Origin of the sequence: Wolbachia endosymbiont (group A) of Paraperithous gnathaulax (assembly GCF_964028485.1) — a bacterium.
Lineage (GTDB): Bacteria > Pseudomonadota > Alphaproteobacteria > Rickettsiales > Anaplasmataceae > Wolbachia > Wolbachia pipientis.
In genome coordinates, this window is sequence record NZ_OZ034784.1 from 1,152,640 (window position 1) to 1,175,508 (window position 22,869).

The following is a 22,869-nucleotide window of genomic DNA, read 5'->3' on the forward strand; positions in this document are numbered from 1 at the left end:
TATGACAACGTTACAAAAATTAAGGAAATGGATAGCTCTGATCAATTGGAATAGTATTTTCAGGTACCGGTGGTCAATATGACATTTTTAAAATAAAGATTTAGAACCTGTTTAAAATCTTCTCAATAGAAGAGAAATGAAGGAAAGAACGACCATTTGTAGGCTAGTGTTAAGTTTTCGCTCGCAATTTTTCCACAATCGTCTGCATTTTTCTAACCAAGCGAAAGATCGCTCTACAACCCATCTTTGTGGCAATACAGCAAAGGAATGTAATTCACTTCGTTTTATTACTTCTACAGTTGCTCCAATAATCGTTTTTATTTGAGTTGCAAAATTTTCTCCTGTATAACCTGCATCAACCAGTATATTTTTAACTTCCGAGAGGTTTTCTTTTGCGCTTTCAACCATTCTCACAGCACTGCTAACCCCAGTTGTAAATTAGAAAAAATAGAAAAGGTAAGGAAATAGGGTAAACTCCGAGGTATTTGATATTCATTCCTAAAATAGGAGGTTACCAATGAAAGAGAAAGTAACAGAAATCTTTTGTATAGTCGATGATTTTTGCAATACAGTCGATGAAAATTTTGCAGAAAAACTTCTACCAAGTGGCAAAAAACCAACCAGGACGCCAGAGATTACGCATTCAGAGATTTTTACCATAATATTGCTATATCAAGTGCGACAATTTTAAAATTTTCTATGTGCATTATTTGAAATTATTATACGAATCAGCGTTTCCAAAATTGCCATCCTATAGTAGGTTTATCAGGCTAAAATCGCGGGTTTTATGGTATTTAGCGCTCTTAATGCAATGGTTTTGCGAACAGTCAAAAGTGACAGGGATTTCGTACATAATCTATCGCTGTTTGCCATCCAAAAAGGACCTCGAGAAACAAAGTTTTCAAAGGGTTGGCAAAGATTGGAAAGACTACTTATGGGTGGTTTTTCGGTACATCTAGTAATCAATGAAACTGGCGAAATTCAAGGGGTTACGGTGATAAAAGGCAACGTTGATACCTGTGCCAAATTTAACTAAGAAATTGACTGGATTATTGTTTGGAGATAAAGGATATATCAAAAAAGATCTTTTTCACGAATTATTCGATAGAGGGTTAAAGCTTGTAACCAGTATAAAAAAGGGTATGAAAAACTCATTAATGGCGCTAAATGAGAAGATTTTGTTAAGAAAAAGATCGATTATTGAGACAGTTTTTGGCTCTCTGAAAAACAAATTTGAGATTGAGCATACTCGCCACAGATCACCGATAAATTTTTTGGTACACATTTTTTCTACGCTTGTTTCATATTCCATGCAGCCGCTGCATTTCTAAGCTTTACTTCGTTGGCTAATCCGCAACTGGGGTATATAGGGTTGACACCAAGGCAATATTCTTCTGGAGAAGTTGATCGGCATGGCAGCATATCAAAGATGGGACCAGCGGAATGTAGAAGTATGTTATATGAAGCTGCACAAACAATGCTTACAGTTACCAAGAGGACATTTAAATTAAAAAACTGTGGTTGCGAAGAAAAAAGGAATGAAAAAAGCAATTGTAGCAGTAGCAAGAAAATTAGCTGTAATTATGCATAGGATGTTGGTTGATAAAACAGAATTTTATTATCAATAAACATCAAAAGAGCATAGGACAATAATTTTATTGAAAATAAAGATAGCAATGCCGATGGAAGGGACAAGCAAGAACTTAGTTAGACTTCGTGGTAAACATGTTGCCGTCCACTTCCGCCTAACAAGTATAATGCGGCTTGACAAATTTATTGTCATCTCAGACCGCGGAGAGAACCATATGCTACTTTTAACTTATGTAAAATTACCAAGGATTATGGAGAAGATATGCTGTTTTGATTTGTGTGAAAATTATTGTTGACTTATGTGCAATTAGAGAACCTAAGTCACTTTAGCTATATATAAAAGGTTTAAGTGGTTGTATTGATGTATCTTTGTATTAAAAAACACCCAATAAGCAGAGTTGTAAGTGGAATAAACCACAAAATGTAAGTGCTAGATTTTATAGGCGGTACGATTATAATTGAATTGCCGTAAGAATTTTTTAACTCTGAGATTATCTCTTCATCTGTGTATCCATCATTGATTTTTTTACGAATTGCTTCTCGCATATCATACGCGATCTGAGATCCAGATTCAGACAATGATTCGCCAGAACATATTGGACACCTTATTATTTCAAATAAACTTGTTGCTCGTTTTTCCATGCTTTTATCTCTGAGTTTATTATCCAGAGTAAAAGCATTTACGCCTGAGTGAAATATCAATATGAAAAGTAAACTAACTACTGCTCTCATCCTTGGTTAATTGGGTTGAGTTGGTTCATAAAATCAGTGATGGATAACTTTCCAATAAAGCTTGACCCTACATCATCATCGTACTTTATTGAAAATTGAACGCTGTCATCAGTTGTTTTTTCCGATAAGGAAGATATTAATTTTTCGAACGCATCTGAAATTTTTGAGTCATCAGTCATAACCGAGATTAATTCTTTATAATTTGATATGGCCACGTTAATCTTGTCTTGAAATGAAGACGTAACCAAATTGTAATTTTGCACTCCACCATCTGCAGCAAGAGAAAAATTATTACTTTGAATTAAAAATTTTTCTATATTGAAATTAATTCTGGAAGCTGAGATGTGGTTTACAAATTCAAAATCAAATTTAGTGTTGATACAACTTTCAGGACTTGCAGTACTTTTATACCGATAAGTATAAAAATCAAATCCTAGCTTAATATTTCCATTCAGTTCTTTATTGAGATGAAATTGAATGTAATTACTTTTATCATTCACCTCGGTTATAACACTTTGCTGATTTTCTGAAACATCACATTGTAATCCATAATCTTCGTAACGAAGTGTATCTATATAGTCTATTATTGTACTATTTCTATCAAACCTTAGCGAAGATGGTAAATCATTTAGTCTAACAACAAAGTGGCTGCTATCGTTTGTGTGGCATTTTATATTCTTTTTCTCATCACCATGAACAGTAATATCAACTTCATTACTTGGTGTATAAATATATACTGATTTATCAAATAATCTATTTTTTATCAATAAAGCATCAGATGAGATGGTTAATTGCTCATTGGAAAATTTTGGGTTTGTCACACGAAAAATTAGGTTAGAAGGAAATCCACTAAAATCATGTGAAATATCAAATTTTTCGTCGTTAATGTATAGTATTGTTTCAGCTAAAAGATTTTTTACCTTACATGCAGAAAAATACCAAAAACCACTATACGCTACAGGAATAAACAAAAGTAAAGAGATGATAATATAGATAAAAATCTTACGCATAGCTAATCACTCCCCTGTTTATCCAATGATATATTTCTTGTACCCCTTGGTATGGTTACACACAAGCCGTCGATATCTTTTGTGATTTTTATTTGGCACCCAAGTCTTGATGTCTCTGTTAAGCCGAAAGCTAGGTCTAACATATCATTTTCCTCATCAGATATGGGATTATGCGTTTCTACAGCATCATAAGATTTTGGATCAACAATCACGTGGCATGTAGAACAAGCAAGAGAGCCTTCACATGCACCTTCAAGCAGATCTGGATCACTTCTATGGGCTAAATTGAGCAGAGTTTCTCCCTCTGCAGCTTCATAGCTTTTCTTACTCCCATCAGGTAAAATAAAAGTAACAGATGGCATATTATTCCTATTAAAATCCTTACTAATTTCTCTATATCCTACAGGTAATAACTAATATTTGCAAACTCTTTACAATTCCAGTGCCTATTTTTTGTTATCCAAGTAGCCGACACTGGTTTCCAGAAAAAAGGGTGTTATGCAAGTAGCTGACACTGGTTTCCATCCAAGACGGCAGTGCCCTCTTCTTGTCATCCTAGTGCCTTCTTCTTGTCATCCCAGTGCCCAGACACTGGGATCCAGGAATTTTATTAAGTTAGTAAGCATAAAAGTATAGCTAACGCGAGCTCTACGTCATACCGCCGCGGTATCTCTAGATCCCGCTAACACGTAGCGGGATGACGAACTGCTATACCGCCACGAACCGTCATACCGCGATTCATTCGCGGTATCTCAGCCGCTAACAAGAGATCCCGCTAACAAGTAGCGGGATGACGGTTGTTGTTTAGCTACAAACGTTAAGAAATTTACTAAGCGAAAAAAAAGGCAAAAGAAGCCCCGTGGTTGGCTAATTACTTACATTATACTTTCAAGTATGGCGTTTTTTTATTCTAAACGTTTAATAACCGCGATTCAGTTGCTTTTAAGCCGCAACTAATCTAAATTATAAACATTAAGAAATTTACTAAACAGAAAAAAAGGCAAAAGAAACCCTAGGGTAGCTAGTTATTCACTATCCATTTTTTAAATCGGCGTTTTTTGATGTTTTAAATGCTTTATAAGCGCATTTCAGCTTATATTAGGTAAAAACCTAGAAATTTTATAAAGACATAAGGTGCACATAGTGCAAAAAATTAAACATGGGACGCCAGATACGTGAGTTTTTTTGTCATTTAATCTGTACAGAGAAGATAAATAAATAGCTTCAGTTTCATGATAAGGGGGCTGGCGGAGTTTGTCAAGTAAGTTTTTTGTTTCTATTGAATGACAGTTGTAACCTACGAAAGAAGTCTGTTGTAATTTGTACGATATCTTTATAAAATGGTTCGCATAAGTTATCTAGCAGTGCAACTAAACAAATACAAAAATCAAAACGTCGCGGTTTTTGGTCTTGGTAAAACTGGTTTATCCGCCATTAACGCTCTAACAAAGAGTGGTGCAAGAATATATGCATGGGATGATCATGAAGAGCAAATAGCAAATGCAAAAATGATGTATAAAAAATGTAATTTTATTCATCCCAAGGAATACAATTGGCATGAGATCAGTGCATTGGTTTTAAGCCCTGGAGTGCCAACAGAGCCACATTGGATAGTAAAACTTGCAAGGAGATTTGATTGCAAAATAAAATCAGACATTGAGCTATTTCTTGAAGCTAAAACTACGAACCAGAAGGTAATAGGCGTCACAGGAACAAATGGTAAATCAACCACTACATCACTAATAGGGCACATATTAAAATCTGCAGGGAAAAAAGTAGCTATTGGTGGAAATTTAGGCGTTCCTGTTTTGGATCTAGAAAGAGATGCAGAAATTTATGTAATCGAACTCTCCTCTTTTCAATTGGAGTTGATGAATGAAATTAACGTGGACATTTCAGCACTGCTCAATATTACACCAGATCACATAGATAGGCATGGAAGTATGGAGAACTACATAGCAACTAAATTAAAACTGATAAACGGTAGTGAGGTTGCCGTAATAGGATGTGACAATGAGATTACTGCTGATATATTCAACAAATTCACTGGAGACAAAATTCCAATCTCAGTAACATATTCCCCGATGTCATTCCAGCGCGTGACGCTGGAATCCAGAAAAGAAAAACCATTGCCAACTACTCAGATGACAGAGGGTGGTGCAAGAGATCTAATATCATTGGCAGGTAACAATTTGCTTGATTATAGTGAACAGATTACTGGTATAGATCGAAATTATCTGGATCCCAGTGTCAGCTACTTGGATGACAAAAGGGGCACTGGGATCCAGAAGATCTCGTTAAAACTAGAGAATCATAGCTTATCAGTAAGCGACGTGAAAATAAACCTAATATCCAACGCAGAAAACATAGCAGCCACATATGCCGTATGTAAGGTACTTGGAGTAGATAGCAACACTATTATCAATGGAATCAAGTCCTTTTCAGGACTGAGGCATAGGAATGAACTGCTTGGCAAAATAAGAAATGTGTTTTTCGTGAACGATAGCAAAGCAACTAATGCAAAATCGAGCGAAAAGGCGATCTTATCTTATGAAAACATAAATTGGATCGCTGGTGGAAGAAGCAAAAAAGGTGGAATAGAATCATTAAGCAAGCATTTTACAAGGGTTAGAAAAGCTTTTCTTATTGGAGAATCAACCGAAGCTTTTGCAAATGTTATGGAGAATAAAGTAGATTATGTTAAATGTTGCAATCTAGAAGATGCATTCAGATTGGCTTTTGAAGAGGCCTTAAATAGCGCAGAAGAAGTAACAATATTACTTTCTCCCGCGTGTGCTTCTTTTGATCAATGGAAAAATTTCGAGGAACGTGGTGAAGCATTTTGTAGAATGTTTGAAAATCTCAGGTACAATCACACATGCTGTTTAGTATGATGTTGCGTGGAACAAAAGTTAATAATAGATAAGCTAATTAGGGTTATTCCATTTGAAGGGATAAGCGATGAAACCCTATTAAAGGTGTGCACTGACCTTAATCTAGCTAATAGCTTTTGCAAATTTCAGAATGGAATATATAGCGCTTTGGAGCACATAGCAGAGGACTTAAATAGCTCAATGGAAGCTGAATTAAGAAATTCTAATTTAGAAGATATGAAAGTGCGAGAGCGAGTAAAGTTAGCTATTCAAATACACCTTTCAAACTATGCTAAGCTACCGAATTATAGAGAACTTTTAAAAAATGTTTTATCATTCTCCGTATCACCAAAAAATACATATTTTTCTAGTAAACTTTTATACAGAACTATTAGTGCGATTTGGTATGGCATTCATGACCAATCAACAGATTTTAACTACTATACAAAAAGAGCAATATTAGCTGGAGTGTACTTAAGTACGATACTTTTTTTTATCAATGATTATTCAGAAGATTTTGTGGATACTTTATCGTTTCTTGATAACCGTATCAACAATGTCATGACATTTCACAAATTCAAAACTCGCTTAAAAGGAATCATAGGAAATTTCTTATAAGCTATTGATTGTTGGTAGAAAAGTACTTGAGCACGATCCTGAAAAGGTTTGTGAAAATAAAAATATTCATGCTGATCATAAAGAACATTTAGTTTATTGTGAGGATAATAATGGTACAACAAAATACACCAGTTACGAAGAAAAAGAAAATAAATTTATTGAAGAAGCACATGAATATTTAATAGACTCTGAATTTAATAAAAATTTTGATCTAGGGCAGTACAGAATAAGTAATTTCTCCGGAAACTTGACGAAAATAGAACTGGAACTCATCAATGAAAAGTATATGCAAGTTTAAGTTGATAGAGAAAGAAAAATTATTCTTGCTATACCGTAAATACGTTCCAAGATTATACTAAAGTCTTTATTGCACTCAAAACCTTCGTTTTTCCTAATCTCTAGAATTATCAATGCATCATCACTTAACCAGCCTGAGTTAGCTAGTCCATTCAACGTTGATTCAACTAGATTGCTATTGTAAGGTGGGTCTATAAAAACTATGTCGCATTTTGAAATAGGTTTTGGTAAGCAGTTAGCACTGCAGCAAATTAGCGTAACATTGTCCGTAATTCCAAAATCTTCTGCTGTTTTTTTAGGCAGTTGCAAATTGTAATAATCTGAATCCACCATGAATGCATGTTTAGCGCCGCGAGAAAGCGCTTCAAATGAAAAAGAGCCACTTCCGCAGAACAAATCAAGTACATTCAAGTTATAAATAGGTTTTCTTGAGGAAAGTATACTAAATATTGCTTCTCGAACAATACTCATAGTTGGTCGTGCAGCTAAATGCTTACCTGTAGTTATTTTTCTTCCGCGATATTTGCCTGCAATGATGCGTAGCATATTAAATAAGCTCCAAAATAATTAATTATTTATACTATATGATTAATGTCAATATGGCTTTAGCAGTTTAATAGAGAGAAGCTATCGAGTCGCTTGTAAGAAAAACACAAACACAAGACTCATCAGTTATCTTTTTCTGATTTGCCTGCTGCATTAATTGCTTGACCAATCTCATCTTGTAAATCATCATGATCATTTTTTTCATCATGATTTAGCCCTTCAATTCTGCTTTCTAACTCTAACTTAATTATAGTATTGATTTTATCTATATTATCAAGAAAGCCTCTACATTCTTCTTCACTATACTCTTCACCAGATGCTTTTTTTTCAATAAATAGGTTTTTAAATCCTGCTAGATCAGAATTCTGATCGGTATTTAGTACAACATTTCTCTCTATGAAGCTAAGATCTGACAGCAGTAAGCTAACCTCTAACAGATCTTCACTTTTCACGCTTTTAAGGTCTTCAAGACTTTCTAAAATACTAAACACCTTAATCCTTTCTTGTACAATCTCTTTGTCTTCCTTATCAAATTCAGACAATAAACTATGATTATCTACAAATTTCTCACTCAAAGCTTTATTCAATTTAGCAAAATTGACATCCTTGTCAAGTGATGTGTTATCCCGCAACAAGTCTACCCTTGCCCTACGCGCATTTAAAATGTCGTCGTAGTCATTTAACTTTATGTTGCCATCTTTGTCTTGCTGCAATTTATAATAATCAAGGCCTTTGAAATTTTTATTAGTCTTCATCTTCAATCCTCTTCTCATCTCCTTTTGCATCTGGTTTCCTCATTGGTTCCGGTAATTTCCTTTTACTGTCTTCTCGATTTCTTTTTTCCTCTCTTTCAGCACGTTTTTTTATAGCTTCCTGGGTATTCATTTCAAAAAGTGCCTTAACGTACTCTTCTGGATTTTTTGGTTCTTTAAATAAAGGCTTAAGATTATAAACTTCGTCTTTTCGATCTCTTTCTTCTTTTCTTCTAGCTCTTTCAGCACGTTTTTCTACAGCTTCTGGAGTGTTCATTTCAAAAAGTGGTGAGAGGTTGTAAACTTTATCTTGATTTCTTCTGCCTTCTCTTTCAGCACGTTTTTCCATACCTTCAAAAGCAGATCCAAAATCATCAATTTCATCTGAACCTTTTGGTTCCGTGCCTAAATTTCGTGTCACTTCATTTGATTGATCAGGCTTATCTTCTTCTGTTGGCTGATCATGCTGTAGTTGATTAGGCTTGTCTTCTTGTTCTGTGCTTAGTTCTCGTACTACCTTATCTGGCTGACCTCCCCCTCGTAGTCGAAGAGGGTCGCCTTCTTCTAGTGGCTGATCATGGTTATCTCTTACTAGTTCCGTGCCTAACTCTCGTTCTACCTTATTTGATTGATCAGGATTGTCTTTTTCTGGTTCTCTCTTACGGCCGATAGTGTAATCATGAAGCTTCTCTAAGAAATCTCGCCTATATTCTTTTGCTCTATAGAGTAGGTTATGATCATAGCCATGCTTTCCTATAGAGTCAAGACCATGCTCCCAAGTAAACTTCATAGCATCTTCTATTGTATAGCCCAAATGTGATCCTACGTATCCTTTATAATAATCTAAATATTTACCGATCCTTCTGTGTGTAATATCTTCCTTATCAACTCCAAATGCCCTGTAAATTTTTTCCTCGAGCTTATCAACATCATTTTCAGGCGATGTTGCAAACTTCGTTGCTTCAATAGTAGCACCTACAAATTTACGTGGCACATCAATAGCGTATTTCAGCACTCCTCCAACTCTTGGTACTCTCCCCAGCAGATTAGCTGCACCTCCGGCTAATCTATCCGGTAAATGAGTAGCCCAACTGCCTAAAGACTCAAGTCCTCTACCAGCAAAATTTTGCCACTGCTGTTTGAATCCTTCCATTATGCCAGTCAAAGGCGATGCCTGATACATACTAGATATATTGTAAACGCTGAATCCACCACCAGCGATACTTGAGCCCATTTGTTGTACGAACGTGCGTAAGGAGAACATTAAAAATGAAAGCAAGAATAGTATAAAGATTTCCCCTGCATTGATTAAATAACCTCTCTGTATGTCTTGCACCCTTTGGTAATCGCTATTTTCTTGATAATTTTTGCAATCCTCACAATCTTTACATTTCTGACAGTATTCACTGTTGGGATCCTTATATAAATCATGAAGTTTCAGTATTCTACAACCTTGTTTTTCTACCGCACTCCGCACTAAAGATCTTATTTCATTAATTATTTCCCTATAACTATTGCATTTATTTATATCTTGACAGTAGCGTTTTATTATTTCACTAACATCACCTATCCTTTTCTCTATATTGTTGATCAGTAATATAATGTCAGCCCTCTCTGATGCATGAGATAAACTATTTGTTAAGCGCACTAGATCTTTTTCACTACAGCCATTACTAACTACCATATCACTTTCTGCAATATAATGGTCTGCTGGATTCTCTTTAGTACCAGGAATTGGGTTAAAGAAAGGATAATCTATATAACGAAACCCTTTTTCAATGTAATCCGGTGGAAGAGGAATATACCCAGCACCGCCAGTAAATTTTATTGTACCACCTTCTCTGCTTATCTTTTCTATACCTTCTATGTTCTTATCTACGTTCAGCGGAGAAGCTTCTCCAAGAGTGTAAGGTACGAAAATTTGCCCTGGGGTCCAACCAAAGTACTGCTTATCAACGATACAAAAACCACCAAACACCCATTTTGGAGCACATAACCTTACCTCAAACCATTTATTGTAGCATACAGTAAAACCTAACTGCCTATAAAAGGTATTCATTATAATGGAAGCCAGTAATGACAAGAGAGCAAATATCATAATCGACTGTAAACAAAAGCTGATGCAGAATTTTATCCAACCTTCAAATAGACTTTTCAGCGGTGAAAATAAAATAGAAATTAGAAACAGTGGCATAATGGCTATAAGAAAAGCTATACCCATAAAACCAGAGAGAAATATTATGTAAGCATATAAGCACAGCAAGAAGTATAGCACAATCCCTATGAAAATTGCCGGTATCATAAGAAGGCTTGCCCACATTTGGTAATGTAAAAACGCTGCAAACTTTTTCCAAACAGAATAAGCAAAAAACTTATTGAACATGTCCTCCATGAAGCTAAACAACTTAGCTTCATCTCCTTGAGCAATACTTCCGGTGTTCATGTTGGGAGCAAAATTAGTAATTATACTTATCAATTGTTCAAGACCTTTAACGAATAAAACAAGAAAATGATCATAGAAAAACCTAAAACTTCCAGGAGATATAAGCACTATTACTAGAGTGATTTTCATCATTCTGATGAGCATATCATGCTTAGTTTCTTGTATCATGCCAAAAAGATAAAGAAGCGATGAAATCATTACAAATAGAACAAGCAAGGAAAGAACAAAATTGTGAAAGCTCGTACTTTTTTCAGCTATATTTTCGAACATAGCTTGTGCAACTGCAGGATCATTGCTATTAAAATGTTCTTTGCAATTTTCGTTAATCAATAATACACATTTTAGATAGTTATAAATGTAATCAAAAAACCCAAAACTACTTGGCTGCTGCACTCCACTTAAGAACTCAAAAGAGTAGCCACCTACATTATCTAAGTAATATCTATCTAATATTTTTACATATATTTTCCATCCCTTTTTTAACTTCAACTCATTACAATTTCTGTCCTTTAATTTAGTGTTATCTCTGTCTAAAGTAAAAAATCCATTGTCGCCCTCTGCTGTGGAGTTATAACCTAGATGTACAGTAGGATATTGAGGATCGCGCATTAACTTTAGATTTTCGTTAGGATCATCTTTCCCCGTTTGAAACAAAAGATAAGCACCATGACCATTGGTAAACCAACATGGAGCACCACGTGATACTGTATTTGCGCTATCATCTTCATTAATGCACTTGCAATTTACAGTGCAACTTGTATCAGACTTACTTGAAAATTTTTGTATGCTAGGTTTATAATCATTACAAACTAAGTGAAAATTAGGTAAACTATTATCACTTTGTTTACCTTCAAATTTAGTTGCATATTTTAACTGCTCCAAGCTTTGTAAGGTATAACTGCCTTTTTTAGATTCCTTCTTGTTATTATTACTCCAAGATGTCCATGCACCATTAACTCGCACTTTTAAACTATCTCCATTGGTTTCGAGTCCGGTATCCTCCCACTTCACCACTTGGTTATGGTGAAAACCATAATTAATTTCGCCAGTTTCAGGATCAATAACTTCTCCATCTCCTGGAATAAACGCATCGTGGTCGCTTGAAAAATGAGCGCTTACTGCAATAGGTTTAGGACCAAAATAGTCAGCAGATATACACCTTGGAAAAGGCATATCGTTTTTACTACAACCTGTGATCAGCACATAAGCTGCAAGAAGTAATACCCTAAACCAACATTTGCCTAAACGTGATTGCATATCTAAACTTTTTCCAAATACAGAATAAATTTCTAAAACTTTACTTAAAATATCTTTTTAATTAGTTACTCCATAATATCATTTATATCTTACTCCTCTCCATTTTCTTCCTTGTTTTTAGCTTTAGCACTAGGATCACTTCTTATTGTTTCATCAGAATTTTTTTGCTGATCTGATTGTTTTAATGTTTTAGGTCTATCACTCGTTGTTTTATCAGAACTTCCTTTAGAATCTTCTTTTTTGTCTGGTTGCTTTGGTGTGTTAGGTAATTTAGCCTCAATTTTTCCCCGATCTTTACTCATTTTCTGCTTGATACTCTGTATCATACTTTGGGTCTTATCATCAAGGCCAACGGTTGACAGCATAGCTTGCGATGCGCTCTTAGCAACTGTACCAACACCGCCAGTAACTCCATAACCAGAGCTAAATAGTGTTTGTACCATAGTTTCCGATATAGAAACAAAAGCTTCCATTGCACCGGCAATAATGAGGTATATAAACGCCTGGATTAGGTCTATAGGTAATGCTGCAAAGTGTCCACCAGCCCTTTCTCCGGTACTGAGTGCAACATCAACGCTAGTGCCAGGACTGTATCCAAGAGGCAGTATTGATTTCATCAAGCACAGATCATACGATAAGAAATTTACGCTAATTAAACATTGATAGCATGCAGAAAAATTTGTGAGGTTATATAAAACTGAATACATCAACTGATTTAAAAGAGATAAAAATGAAAATAAAATGACTGGTTCTAATGAAACATGAGCCAACGTTTTTATCCAATTATCAAACAAGGGTTTAGTCTTTTGAAATAGAATAAATACGATAAATAAAGGTGTTAATGACAGTAAAAACGCCACTAGAACAGTAGATATTACATATTTAAACGTAGCGCTAATAATGCATTTTAAGAACATAAAAGTAGCATAGAGTATTGCCAAAAATGCAATAAAGCCAAAAGGACCAGAGAGCATCAACGATAAAAACTTTAGCCAAGTTTCTGTTGTGAATAATACTCCTGCTGTCAAGTCTAAGAATGCAAATTTTCTCCCCCCTTCCCCTATATAGCCAGAAAAGCTATCAACTAAATAAGTGCTACCATCTACAAAAAGTCTGGATAAAGTTGTACCAAAGAGTTCCCAGCTTCTATCGCTAAAGGCAAAAGCTATAAATGCTATCTTGAACATCCTTACAATGAAATCAAATTTACTTAGCTGTATTGTTCCAAGCATATAGCCAATGACAGTAAATATAACGTATAGAGTAAGTAAAGCTCTTACCCCCTGAAGAAGACCTCTTGCATATCCTTTGTATGAATCTTTAACGCTGTCCCCAATTACTTCTTCTTTTATAAATTTAAATACCCCGTTTACATTCGATGAAATAAAATCATTAATTTTTCTTTTGACAAATAAAGTTACACTATACTTATTGTTTTCGTAATATTTGCCATTTTTGTCCGTAATGTCATCTTTCTCTACGTTGCTTACATTGATGCCGAAATATATCTTCTTAGGTTTGCATTCATCTGTTATAGGTTTTTTGTCTTTGCATTCATCTGTTAAAAGACCTCCATCTATTATATAATATACCTTATCCTTTGTTTTATCTAAGTGCTCTACTTTTTTGAAATCATTAGTCTTTGGAGCAGATGGATCCCCTGGCGGGTTATCACCCAAATACACATACAGTTTTTCACCATTGATATATTCACACGATCTAGTCACTTTAACATGGTACCCGCCCCTATTAGCTCCATAGTAACCATAATCTGCTATAGCAAGCATCACACTACTACCATATTTTACATTGTCATTTACTGCATAGTCACTATTTAATTTCAGAGAAAAATCCTCGAAATTGTCACTAATTTGCGAACACACATTATCCTTTCTTGCACCTACTTCATTATCTGGAAGACATTGCATACCTTTATCAGTATCTTGATCACCAAGATCACCAATTTTTGCAACAAGAGCCTCAGCCCAAGATTTATCATCTTCAGTAAAACTACCTGCTTTAACATTCCCTTCCATTTTTTCTAGATAAGAATACATATCACATTTATTTCCTTTATCGTACTTCTTATACCTTATAGAGGAGACACAGTTCCGTTCTCCTGCTCGACCTGAATCATAGCTCCATATACCTTTTCTAGTATAGCATATATTCTGATAGTAACAATTAAGCTCATAAGAACTGTACTTTTTTTTCTCATCCAAACTACAGTTTTTTCCATCACATAACTCATTCAATCCTATTTTAGCTCGGCGTAAATCGAACAGCGAGCCATGTATCCATGGTTCGTTGTTTTTAACATAACCTTTATTAAAATGTACCTTATTATCATATGGAGTGTACCCATTGCCAACTAGCACTTTGCTTTCCTTTGCTTTTGTTTTATCAAGAGGTAAAAATTTTATTTTATTTCTCTTTCCATCCTTGCCCTCACAAAAAAATTCCTCTCCCTCTTGCTTGCTAACATTCAATATTTCACTTGCTGACACTTTTTCACCTCCTTCTTCAGCTCTATAACAATTGTCATCAAAGCTGATACCTTTCCCTCCTGGATTGTCATAATCAATTGTTATTTTTCTGGGAACTAAGCTAAAGCTTAACTTATCACCAGGATTTACTTTAATTCCAGTGTCTACATAACGTCTATTGCTGCCAAATCCTTTACCACCGCACAATTCGTTTTTATTTACGCCTTTTTCATCAACGCCATAATTATTAGGCACATCGTTAATATTTGCAGCTTTACTATAATTTGGTTCTGAGCCATCAGCACAAAAGCTAGCTGGCACAAGTACTTTCCTTGGATTTTTGTCTTCTTTAAAAGGGCAAAAATTTACTGATCCATCGAGGGTGAATTTGATTTCCTCACCCTTACTAATTACTTGACCAGAATCAACCCAATGAATTTTAACTTCTTCACCAGCTTTATGAACTGGAACATCCACGTTAACACTAGTGTTTCTGCTCTGCAACCCAGGTTCGACACAATCCATGTTACAACCAGTGATTGCAAGACACAGTATCAACAATAGTGATCTTTTACTTATCATTGCTGTCTTCCTGGTGGTGGTATCTGAGGCGTTGACCTTTGAGTCCCTTGTGGTATTTGAGGTCTTGACGTACCTGACTGTTGAGAAGCACCTCCTCTTTCTCTTCTTTGAACGCTTTGTTCATCTAACCCTACTGTTCCCATTAAGCTTTGTTGATACTGTCTTCCAGGTTCGCTTGCTACATAAGCACCAAACAACGAGTCAGATATTGTCGAAGAAGCTTCAACTAAAGCTTTCATAGCGTGTCCCAAAATAACAAAAGCCATCATAGCGGTAATATTAGGTGTATATTTGGAAGCATAACCATAAAAAATACAAGGGTTAAAAATCTTTAAGTTAATATTAAGTATACATGTAGAGCAGACCTCAAAATCAAATACTGAATACACAATATAATCCATAACCTGGCTTATCAGTGATATAAAAATTAAAAGCACTACTGGATGAATCGCAAATCTTGCTAAATTTTTAACCCAGTTGTGAAACATCTGCCTAGTATACGCAAATAAAAGACAAATAATAAAAATAGGTGCTAAAGAAAGCAATAACGCAACTATTGCTATAGATGTAATAAAAGAAAATAAGGCATTAAAAATAGATAAGCTCACTGTGATTAAACCCCAAATCACCAAGCAAAAAGATACAATGCCCAAAGGGCCAGAAAATATAAGAGATACTATTAACAATACTGAATGCGATGACAAGAACCTATTGAGCGGCAAATCAAGAAACTCAAAAACATTTGAAGTAGTGCCTCTAAAATTTGCTATTTCTATTAGTTGTTTTGGAGTGTTAATAAATATAGAGAATGCGTTGTTATAAAAAAAGTCCCAGCTATTATCCTGCAATAGCTGGGCGATGATTCCTATCTTTACGCATATAATTAAAAACTTATATATAGAAATATGAGTTAATCCAAAAAAGTAATAAAGAGTATATAAGATTATATATAGTACTAATAGTGATATTATAGTAGATCTAATGGTATTTGTTCTGCTTGATTTTATAAAACTTTCGTAAAGAGACTTTACAGGACTAGTATCAGAGTGAATTGCGTTAGGGTCTTTATAATTAGAGCCGAAAAATGCAGTTTTCACTTTTTCATCAAAGAAATTATATATTGCACTAAAAGTTTTTGTAGGTGGCTCTTTAGTTGTTAGGTTAATACTAAATTGACCTTCATTTTTGTAATCGCAGCCATGGTCTCTTATTCCGTAATATATGGTGCCTGTTTTGTCTTTTAATTTTCCTTTCAAGTTTTCCATGTCATGAACTTTGCTGATATCTACAGATATATCCGCTTGATTTTCACCAGGCTTATGCTCAGGGAATTTATCGGAAACACTTATATACAAGCTATTTTCCAGACTATGGTTCTTCGTTACTCTTATGTTGAACCCGCCTTTGTCATTTGTATTGTAGCAGCTCTTGTCATTTCTGCTACATAGACTAAAAGTTAAACTTGGTATTTGATGGTCATTCTCCATCTTATGATCACAACTAGTACATAAACCACCACCTGGAATGTGTTCAAGAGTTTCATTATCCATACCAACTTTTAGAAATGTAATGTCAGTTTTTACCTGCTTTCCCTTTAATACGTTACTAATAATTTCAGCAACAACAGATTCACCACTAGAATTTAAAGCATTGAATAGCTCAATTTCTATATTATTATATTCAATATACACGCAATCCTCGCCTCTACGACCAGAAGAAAATTTACATATACGTCTACAGAGTGAATTTAAAATGTGCGTATCTATCTTACTTGCACTGCTCTCTGAAAGCTTACTGCAATCTATATTCTCTCCTTGTTTTATAGAGTTAATAATATTTTCAATTTCCTTTTTTCTTTCATCTTGATCTAACTTCGAAAACCAGTACTCTCTTCCACTCAACCATTGCGCATCGCCTATTATATATTTATTAGGACATATCCCATCCTTGCCACCTTGGCATTTCTCTTGATTTAAAACATGTGCAAAATGTTCCGTTTCTTGCTCGCTACACTTTTCGTCGATTTTCAAATACCTGATTTTTGTCTCACTCTCTTTATCTTTACACACTTTACTTCCAATCACACTAAAGCTTATCGTATCGCCTTTTTTAAGTGCAAATGGTAATGCAACGTCATTTCTCCCAGGCCCAATTGCAAAATCTGCATACTGCTTAGGACAAAAATTAACCTTACTAGGCACTATATCAATCTCTGTTACTCTTATTCTATCTGAGATATTAACACCAGAATCAACCCATTTCTGCTCTGTTGACACTATATCTAGTTTTTCACGCAAACCTGATAAATTTTCTGGCTTAATACAGTGATGTTCCCCGCAGCCTGACAGAAAAAAAAACGGTATTATCAGCAAAAATTTTAGCATAAATCCAACTCATTCAGTGCTTTTGTTAACACTCTCGGAGCTACTAGAACCAGAACCTCGAGATTTACTCTTGTCTCCACCACTCAACTTCTTAGCAGCAGCACCAGCAACTCCAGCAACACCCCCAGCAGCAGCTTTGGCAGCAGATAAAGCTTTGCCCACCATTTGTCCAGGTGTCTGACCTGAGCCAAGTGCTGCTCTATGGTTACCAGCAAGTTCAGCAGCCATGCCAGGAAGAATGTTTAAAAAGTGGTAAAAGAGGAATAATACTAAACACAATTTTAATAATTCTCCGATGAGAGAGCTGCCAAACTCCATGTATGTAAAGTCGAATAGACCAAGTATGCTGCTCTTTTTAAAGCTATAATTTTGCATCATACATGCAAGAGTAGTTTCATTTTTATCACATTCCCCATCTTTCAATTTAAACCACTGTTTTTTCTTACTATATGAGATTTCTGCTTGTTTCTTTTCATATGACTTGTCCGGTTGTTCATTTTTATATGACTCGTCCAGTTCAAAATTTAAATTTTTAAAATAGATTTTATCACATGCTATGAACATAAAGGACAAAAACGCAAAAAGGATAACCGGGTATAAGCTATAGGTAATCAACTCTTTCACCCAGCCTTCAAAATATCCTTTGGTGTGTTGGAATAAAACCATAGGAATGAACAAAGGTGATAAAATGATGATTACACTTAAAGCAACTAGAGATAAAATAAATACATAGCACAGCCACAAAATAACCATCATCATCAGAACGGCCATAAATATACAGACAAGAGCTACTAAAATTTGTCCACCAGCAAAAATAATACCGATTACCGAACCTGCAACTAATAAGACAGGAGCAGCACCAAGCAAGACTGCTAACGTTGCAACACCTCCAGTACCAATTTTGCCACCAATTCCATCTAAAGGGGCACCTAAATAAAATAAAATTCTACAATCAAGCCTATCCCAAGGTGCAAGATAACTGTAAGATACCCTCTTTCCTGCACGAGTATATTCATAATCTGTACCTGCTTTATAATTACATATGCCTTTACTTTCAGATGATGCTTTTAGCACTATCTCTGACAAACCATTTGAGAGACGAGTTAATTCTCCATAATAATGAGACATGGTACTGCCTGTTGTGAAGTAAATCACTAAAGCGAATTTTATGATCAACATATACATTTCTTGAGGCCTCTGAACTCCACCAGACATGGCTTTTATAGAGAACAGTATTAAAGCTAAAACTAAAACAGCAGTTACAGTGTTTTTCAGCCTTTTCTGTGCTACAGATATAAAACTCTCACCATTTGGTGCACCTTTACCTGCAACTAAATTATCTAACGATTCCTTAATGCATTGCACTATCATAGAAGTTACGGGAATAGGAGCTAATGATTTACTCCCTGCCTGGTTATAACAAGCTTCAGAAACATACGAGCTAAAACAGCCAGCATTATCATAACCTACAAAAATTTTCCCCCCTTGTCCGTTGAGTCTTTTTTCTTTAGATCTGATAATAGTTTTATAGTCATCATTATTACCAATAGGAACTTTTTCCTCTCCTGTACCATCTTTATTTTTGAATATCATCACAGATTTTTCACACATAGGAGCAAGTGGGTCAGGTGGCAATTCCGTGCACCCCATATCAACCCCTTGCGGCCAAGGAGTCATTTCGATACCAAGCATGCTAACACTGGCTAACTCCACACATAATCTGCCCGTTTTTCTCACTGCTTTGAATGTAGCTCCATGTATGGGTTCGCTCTGTCCTGCTTTGAGAACTCTACATTCCAGACCACCATCAACCTTCGAGGACCATGACCCATCTACGTATCCAGTGTCTTTCTCCCTGACATCAAAGTCTATGTATCCAGGTTTTCCTCTGGAATTAAAGTCTACCTTATTAAAAAGATTACCAAAAGTTAAAGGGTTTCGATGACATACTTCTATATATTCACTGTATTGCACACCATTTTTTGGCCAGTAATAACTCTCTGTACTCTCCTGAACGTTAGAATTTAAGGCTTCTTTTTCTGCTCTTTTCCCGTCATAATCTTTTTTGTTCACGTCTTCCCGAGCTTTATTTTGCAAACAAGAAAAATATTCCTCTTCTGTTTGGTAATTTTCATTGGTGCAGCCACTATAACCTGTGTCTTCTAATTTAAAATTTTTGTATTTTCCATCATGATCACATGCAACTGGGTGTTTAACAAAACTATGTTCACAAACAACAAGCCCTCCTATCGCTTTCCAGACTCCAACAATTGCAGCTATCATTCCAACAATAACAAGAGCGGTAAACAAACCAGCAGAAGAAACGATCAAAACAATGCCAGTAAATATTGCGCCAACAGCAATCGCTATTCCAGCAAGTGCTGCAGCTGTTTTAAACGCTCCACAATCAGGATTAGAGGCACGACTAAAACTGCCAGTGGAATTAAATCTGCTAACAAATTCTGTCTTGTCAGTACCACTTACTCCATCTGCAAGCACTGGATATGAGAGTAAAAAGTCTATATTTAGTAAAAATATCGCAATTAATAGCAATGACAGCTTAGTCTTAAACATTTTTTACCTTCTGATAAAATATAGGCAACCATACTTTTGGGTTGTCCCCAACTTCATTTAATATATCGTGTAACAATAGAACACTTTCTGCACGTCCGGATAATACGTTGATTATATCATCCAGGCCTTTTAAGTCTATTCTAGCTACTACAGCATTGACTCCTTGTTTCACCAAAAAGAATCTAGTACTCGGATCTGTGTGCTTAATTAATATATATTCACGTTCAGTTAACATAAAAACATCCCGATAGACACTAGTAGCTTTCAGATTTGGTAAAAAAATCTGTGTCGCTGTTTGTTGTACAAGCGTATCGCTAATAGTACTTTTACTTGCATCCTCAACACTCTGAGTAGCAAAAATCACAAAAGCATTTAGTTTTCTCAGTACCTTCAACCAGTCTTTTATCTTGGGTGCAAAAACTGGATTATCTATTAACGCCCATGCCTCATCAAGAACGATAATAGATGGAGTGCCATCAAGAGATATACTAATCCTATGAAATAAATAAATCAAGACCGGTCCAAGAGCAACAGGATCTTTGAGCAAGCTAGCCATCTCAAAACCAAATACTCTTGCTCGTGAAAAATCTAGCAAATCTTCTTTATTGTCAAATATTGCAGCATGAGAACCATTATCATGCCACATAGATATTGCCCCAGCTAGAGTATCAGGACCTGCAAGCCCTAAAAACGGTACGAGGTTTCTCAAGAATCTGTCTTCTTTTCTTAATTTAAAATTTCCTTCAATTGCATCATTAATTCGTGCAATATCTTCTGAAGTAAATTTATCATTATATACCGAAATTAAAGACTTTATCCACTCCATTAAAAATGTTCTATTATCAGAGGTATCATCAAGTTGTAAAGGATTAAAATTTGTTTTAGTTCTTGGTTCTATTACAGTATAGATACCACTAAGTGCTCTTAAGAAAATCTCTGCACCGCGATCTTTATCAAAAAAGAATATCCTTGGAGAAAACTTCATCGCTTGGGCACACAGGAAATTCATTAAAACAGTTTTACCAGCACCAGTTGGGCCAATTATCATAGTGTGTCCAACATCCCTTATATGAAAGTTGAAAAAAAATGGAGTACCAGATGTCGTGTCAAAAACTGTAACGGCATCTCCCCAGTGGTTATTGAATTTATTACCAGTAGGATAATTATGTTGAGATGCAAATCCAGCCAAATTAAGACTACTTATTGTAGCTTTTCTCACTATATAATCGAAATTACCAGGAATTTGCGCCCAAAATGCTGGTTCAAGGTTAACTCTCTCACGTATAGGGTAAACACCGCAATTAGAAAGCTCTGATTCTACCAACGACAGAGCGTTATCCAATGATTTAGGACTTTTTTCTATACATAAAATAGTCAGGTGATGTTGACCAAACGCAATCTTACCACTCATTGCGTCATCAAGCGCTTGAGAAATTTCTGCTATTTGAGAAATAGCTTTATCTGCAGACTGTATCATTCGATTTTGCTGTATCTGCATTTTTCCAATCGCCATTTGCCTGTTTATAAATTGAAAAGATTGCGTAATTATAAACTCGTAAGGAAGTTGTAAAAACGAATCAAGCATTCCTGCAGAAGTATGATTTCCATATTCTTTGATACTAATTATTCCAGCATATTTACTCTCATTATGAGTCACAACCTGTATCATCTTACGGCCAAAGAATAACCTATGTACTGGTAAGTATCTTGATATTTCAGTTCTTAGCGGAAAAAGCGTATTTGTAACGAAGCCACAATTTACGATTCTAGATAGAAACTCCATTATTTCGCAGAACAAACCATCTGGAGTTTCTTTTACTCCAAGAATTTTAGGCGAATAATTTCTAAGGCTTGTCACTACACGATTTGTCGTTTCCTCTAAATCTTCATACGTGGCACGTATATCACTTTCCCAAGCATGTTTTGAAGTTACATGTCCGAATTTTTTTAGTAGATGTGACAAAAATTCTACTCCTTTTGTGTCCGCTCTACGGATAATCGTAATGTATAGGTCATTAATAAATGATTGCCTTGTTGCGTGTTTTTCTCTCCATTTTAGATTTACGTGATTAGCGAAAAAATTCGGCAAACCTTGACTTGCAAATTCATCAGAAAAAATATTTTTCTTACGTCTGATAGTATGAAAATACAAACTAAATGCCGGAGATGAAATGCTTCTTAGCATCTGATTCCTGATGTTGTTCTGTATGACTAAATCCTCGTCATCGGCAGTTTCAAATGCAAAACCACTTAATTTTATAACCTTAACCAACCAATTTTCTTTTGTCATCAAGGTTGTGCTATTCCAATAGCAAGAATAAGGAATAAATTCAGCAGCGTGAACTTCCCTGTTCAGAGTAGATTTATTCTTTGATTGAATAGCCCTAAACCTCAGCATCACACAACGTTAAGCAATATCATAAGAATTGGCTCCATGGTAAAAACGATTTAAACATTTCGAGCACTTTCCCAATTTTACCATAAATAATTCAATAAACAACGGTTCTTTTGCAGAAGCTATATAACCAAGTCCATGTATACCTGGTAACATTAAGAGAATCACTCTTAAATCATTTGAATTAATGAAAATTAGCATGCAAATCAGGACGTTTAATATTGCAAACATATAACTCACACCAAAGAGCATTGCAGGTCTTGTAAGACCTTTAAATAATTGATCTGTTTGTATACTACCTGTGGACATATCTTTAACCTTCTAATAATA

The 22,869-nt window shown here is 35.3% G+C and carries 16 protein-coding genes and 2 pseudogenes; 6 read left to right on the forward strand and 12 right to left on the reverse strand.

Annotated features, from left to right (window positions below; genetic code table 11):
* Positions 1 to 111 precede the first annotated feature (111 nt).
* Positions 112 to 384, reverse strand: a pseudogene (locus ABWU74_RS06095) (transposase); the annotation flags it as partial.
* 133 nt (positions 385 to 517) lie between these two features.
* On the opposite strand from ABWU74_RS06095, the pseudogene ABWU74_RS06100 reads away from it, so the two are divergent.
* Positions 518 to 1,331: pseudogene (locus ABWU74_RS06100) on the forward strand (IS982 family transposase).
* Between the two features lie 41 nt (positions 1,332 to 1,372).
* Positions 1,373 to 1,591: a transposase gene (locus ABWU74_RS06105; RefSeq protein ID WP_209472609.1), complete on the forward strand. Its 219-nt coding sequence runs from the start codon at positions 1,373 to 1,375 to the stop codon at positions 1,589 to 1,591.
* 344 nt (positions 1,592 to 1,935) lie between these two features.
* Here ABWU74_RS06105 and ABWU74_RS06110 read toward each other — a convergent pair whose 3' ends face one another.
* Genes ABWU74_RS06110 through ABWU74_RS06120 form a run of 3 tightly spaced genes read right to left on the reverse strand, consistent with a single transcriptional unit; the run spans position 1,936 to position 3,694 of the window.
* Entirely contained in the window at positions 1,936 to 2,322 is a 387-nt protein-coding gene (locus tag ABWU74_RS06110; protein ID WP_015589263.1) for a cytochrome c-type biogenesis protein CcmH, read from the reverse strand.
* Complete coding sequence (locus ABWU74_RS06115; RefSeq protein WP_264705958.1) at positions 2,319 to 3,332, reverse strand: hypothetical protein; 1,014 nt, start codon at positions 3,330 to 3,332, stop codon at positions 2,319 to 2,321. Before ABWU74_RS06115 ends, ABWU74_RS06110 begins: the two co-directional genes overlap by 4 nt.
* Before the next feature lie 2 nt (positions 3,333 to 3,334).
* A complete protein-coding gene (locus ABWU74_RS06120) occupies positions 3,335 to 3,694 on the reverse strand; it encodes a ferredoxin family 2Fe-2S iron-sulfur cluster binding protein (protein WP_155969176.1) in 360 nt (119 codons plus the stop codon).
* Between the two features lie 136 nt (positions 3,695 to 3,830).
* Here ABWU74_RS06120 and ABWU74_RS06125 point away from each other — a divergent pair, with 136 nt between their 5' ends.
* From ABWU74_RS06125 to ABWU74_RS06140, 4 genes are all read left to right on the forward strand, one after another.
* Positions 3,831 to 3,968, forward strand: coding sequence for a hypothetical protein (locus tag ABWU74_RS06125; RefSeq protein WP_010962879.1), 138 nt, complete (start codon positions 3,831 to 3,833; stop codon positions 3,966 to 3,968).
* Between the two features lie 704 nt (positions 3,969 to 4,672).
* The gene (locus ABWU74_RS06130) at positions 4,673 to 6,226 is read left to right on the forward strand and encodes a Mur ligase family protein (RefSeq protein ID WP_007549232.1); all 1,554 of its coding nucleotides are present in this window, start codon (positions 4,673 to 4,675) and stop codon (positions 6,224 to 6,226) included.
* A gap of 6 nt (positions 6,227 to 6,232) precedes the next feature.
* Positions 6,233 to 6,823: a COQ9 family protein gene (locus tag ABWU74_RS06135; protein WP_209472602.1), complete on the forward strand. Its 591-nt coding sequence runs from the start codon at positions 6,233 to 6,235 to the stop codon at positions 6,821 to 6,823.
* 4 nt (positions 6,824 to 6,827) lie between these two features.
* The gene (locus ABWU74_RS06140) at positions 6,828 to 7,121 is read left to right on the forward strand and encodes a hypothetical protein (protein ID WP_010082415.1); all 294 of its coding nucleotides are present in this window, start codon (positions 6,828 to 6,830) and stop codon (positions 7,119 to 7,121) included.
* On the opposite strand, the gene rsmD is transcribed toward ABWU74_RS06140, so the two are convergent.
* The 8 genes from rsmD to ABWU74_RS06180 all read right to left on the reverse strand — a co-directional run bounded on the left by rsmD (position 7,118) and on the right by ABWU74_RS06180 (position 22,848).
* Positions 7,118 to 7,666: a 16S rRNA (guanine(966)-N(2))-methyltransferase RsmD gene (gene rsmD, locus ABWU74_RS06145; protein WP_010082416.1), complete on the reverse strand. Its 549-nt coding sequence runs from the start codon at positions 7,664 to 7,666 to the stop codon at positions 7,118 to 7,120. The genes ABWU74_RS06140 and rsmD overlap by 4 nt on opposite strands.
* A gap of 122 nt (positions 7,667 to 7,788) precedes the next feature.
* On the reverse strand, positions 7,789 to 8,421 hold the full coding sequence (locus ABWU74_RS06150; protein WP_010082417.1) for a hypothetical protein: 633 nt from the start codon (positions 8,419 to 8,421) through the stop codon (positions 7,789 to 7,791).
* Complete coding sequence (locus tag ABWU74_RS06155) at positions 8,411 to 12,118, reverse strand: type IV secretion system protein (protein WP_353288409.1); 3,708 nt, start codon at positions 12,116 to 12,118, stop codon at positions 8,411 to 8,413. The genes ABWU74_RS06150 and ABWU74_RS06155 overlap by 11 nt, the downstream gene beginning before the upstream one ends.
* Positions 12,119 to 12,207: 89 nt before the next feature.
* A complete protein-coding gene (locus ABWU74_RS06160; protein WP_209472598.1) occupies positions 12,208 to 15,186 on the reverse strand; it encodes a type IV secretion system protein in 2,979 nt (992 codons plus the stop codon).
* Complete coding sequence (locus ABWU74_RS06165) at positions 15,183 to 17,570, reverse strand: type IV secretion system protein (RefSeq protein ID WP_353289288.1); 2,388 nt, start codon at positions 17,568 to 17,570, stop codon at positions 15,183 to 15,185. Before ABWU74_RS06165 ends, ABWU74_RS06160 begins: the two co-directional genes overlap by 4 nt.
* Before the next feature lie 9 nt (positions 17,571 to 17,579).
* Positions 17,580 to 20,144 (reverse strand): type IV secretion system protein, encoded by a 2,565-nt coding sequence (locus ABWU74_RS06170; RefSeq protein ID WP_353289289.1) that lies wholly within the window; start codon positions 20,142 to 20,144, stop codon positions 17,580 to 17,582.
* Positions 20,137 to 22,542 carry a VirB4 family type IV secretion/conjugal transfer ATPase gene (locus ABWU74_RS06175; protein WP_010962886.1) on the reverse strand — a complete coding sequence of 802 codons (2,406 nt, stop codon included), beginning with the start codon at positions 22,540 to 22,542 and terminating at the stop codon, positions 20,137 to 20,139. Before ABWU74_RS06175 ends, ABWU74_RS06170 begins: the two co-directional genes overlap by 8 nt.
* A 9-nt stretch (positions 22,543 to 22,551) precedes the next feature.
* Positions 22,552 to 22,848 (reverse strand): type IV secretion system protein VirB3, encoded by a 297-nt coding sequence (locus tag ABWU74_RS06180; RefSeq protein ID WP_007548615.1) that lies wholly within the window; start codon positions 22,846 to 22,848, stop codon positions 22,552 to 22,554.
* Positions 22,849 to 22,869: the final 21 nt, after the last annotated feature.

Bases quoted from the DNA above. Each gene is read 5' to 3' on its own strand.
- ABWU74_RS06110 (WP_015589263.1), bottom strand. From the start codon at position 2,322: ATGAGAGCAGTAGTTAGTTTACTTTTCATATTGATATTTCACTCAGGC.
- ABWU74_RS06115 (WP_264705958.1), bottom strand. From the start codon at position 3,332: ATGCGTAAGATTTTTATCTATATTATCATCTCTTTACTTTTGTTTATT.
- ABWU74_RS06120 (WP_155969176.1), bottom strand. From the start codon at position 3,694: ATGCCATCTGTTACTTTTATTTTACCTGATGGGAGTAAGAAAAGCTAT.
- ABWU74_RS06125 (WP_010962879.1), top strand. From the start codon at position 3,831: ATGCAAGTAGCTGACACTGGTTTCCATCCAAGACGGCAGTGCCCTCTT.
- ABWU74_RS06130 (WP_007549232.1), top strand. From the start codon at position 4,673: ATGGTTCGCATAAGTTATCTAGCAGTGCAACTAAACAAATACAAAAAT.
- rsmD (WP_010082416.1), bottom strand. From the start codon at position 7,666: ATGCTACGCATCATTGCAGGCAAATATCGCGGAAGAAAAATAACTACA.
- ABWU74_RS06150 (WP_010082417.1), bottom strand. From the start codon at position 8,421: ATGAAGACTAATAAAAATTTCAAAGGCCTTGATTATTATAAATTGCAG.
- ABWU74_RS06155 (WP_353288409.1), bottom strand. From the start codon at position 12,118: ATGCAATCACGTTTAGGCAAATGTTGGTTTAGGGTATTACTTCTTGCA.
- ABWU74_RS06160 (WP_209472598.1), bottom strand. From the start codon at position 15,186: ATGATAAGTAAAAGATCACTATTGTTGATACTGTGTCTTGCAATCACT.
- ABWU74_RS06165 (WP_353289288.1), bottom strand. From the start codon at position 17,570: ATGCTAAAATTTTTGCTGATAATACCGTTTTTTTTTCTGTCAGGCTGC.
- ABWU74_RS06170 (WP_353289289.1), bottom strand. From the start codon at position 20,144: ATGTTTAAGACTAAGCTGTCATTGCTATTAATTGCGATATTTTTACTA.
- ABWU74_RS06175 (WP_010962886.1), bottom strand. From the start codon at position 22,542: ATGCTGAGGTTTAGGGCTATTCAATCAAAGAATAAATCTACTCTGAAC.
- ABWU74_RS06180 (WP_007548615.1), bottom strand. From the start codon at position 22,848: ATGTCCACAGGTAGTATACAAACAGATCAATTATTTAAAGGTCTTACA.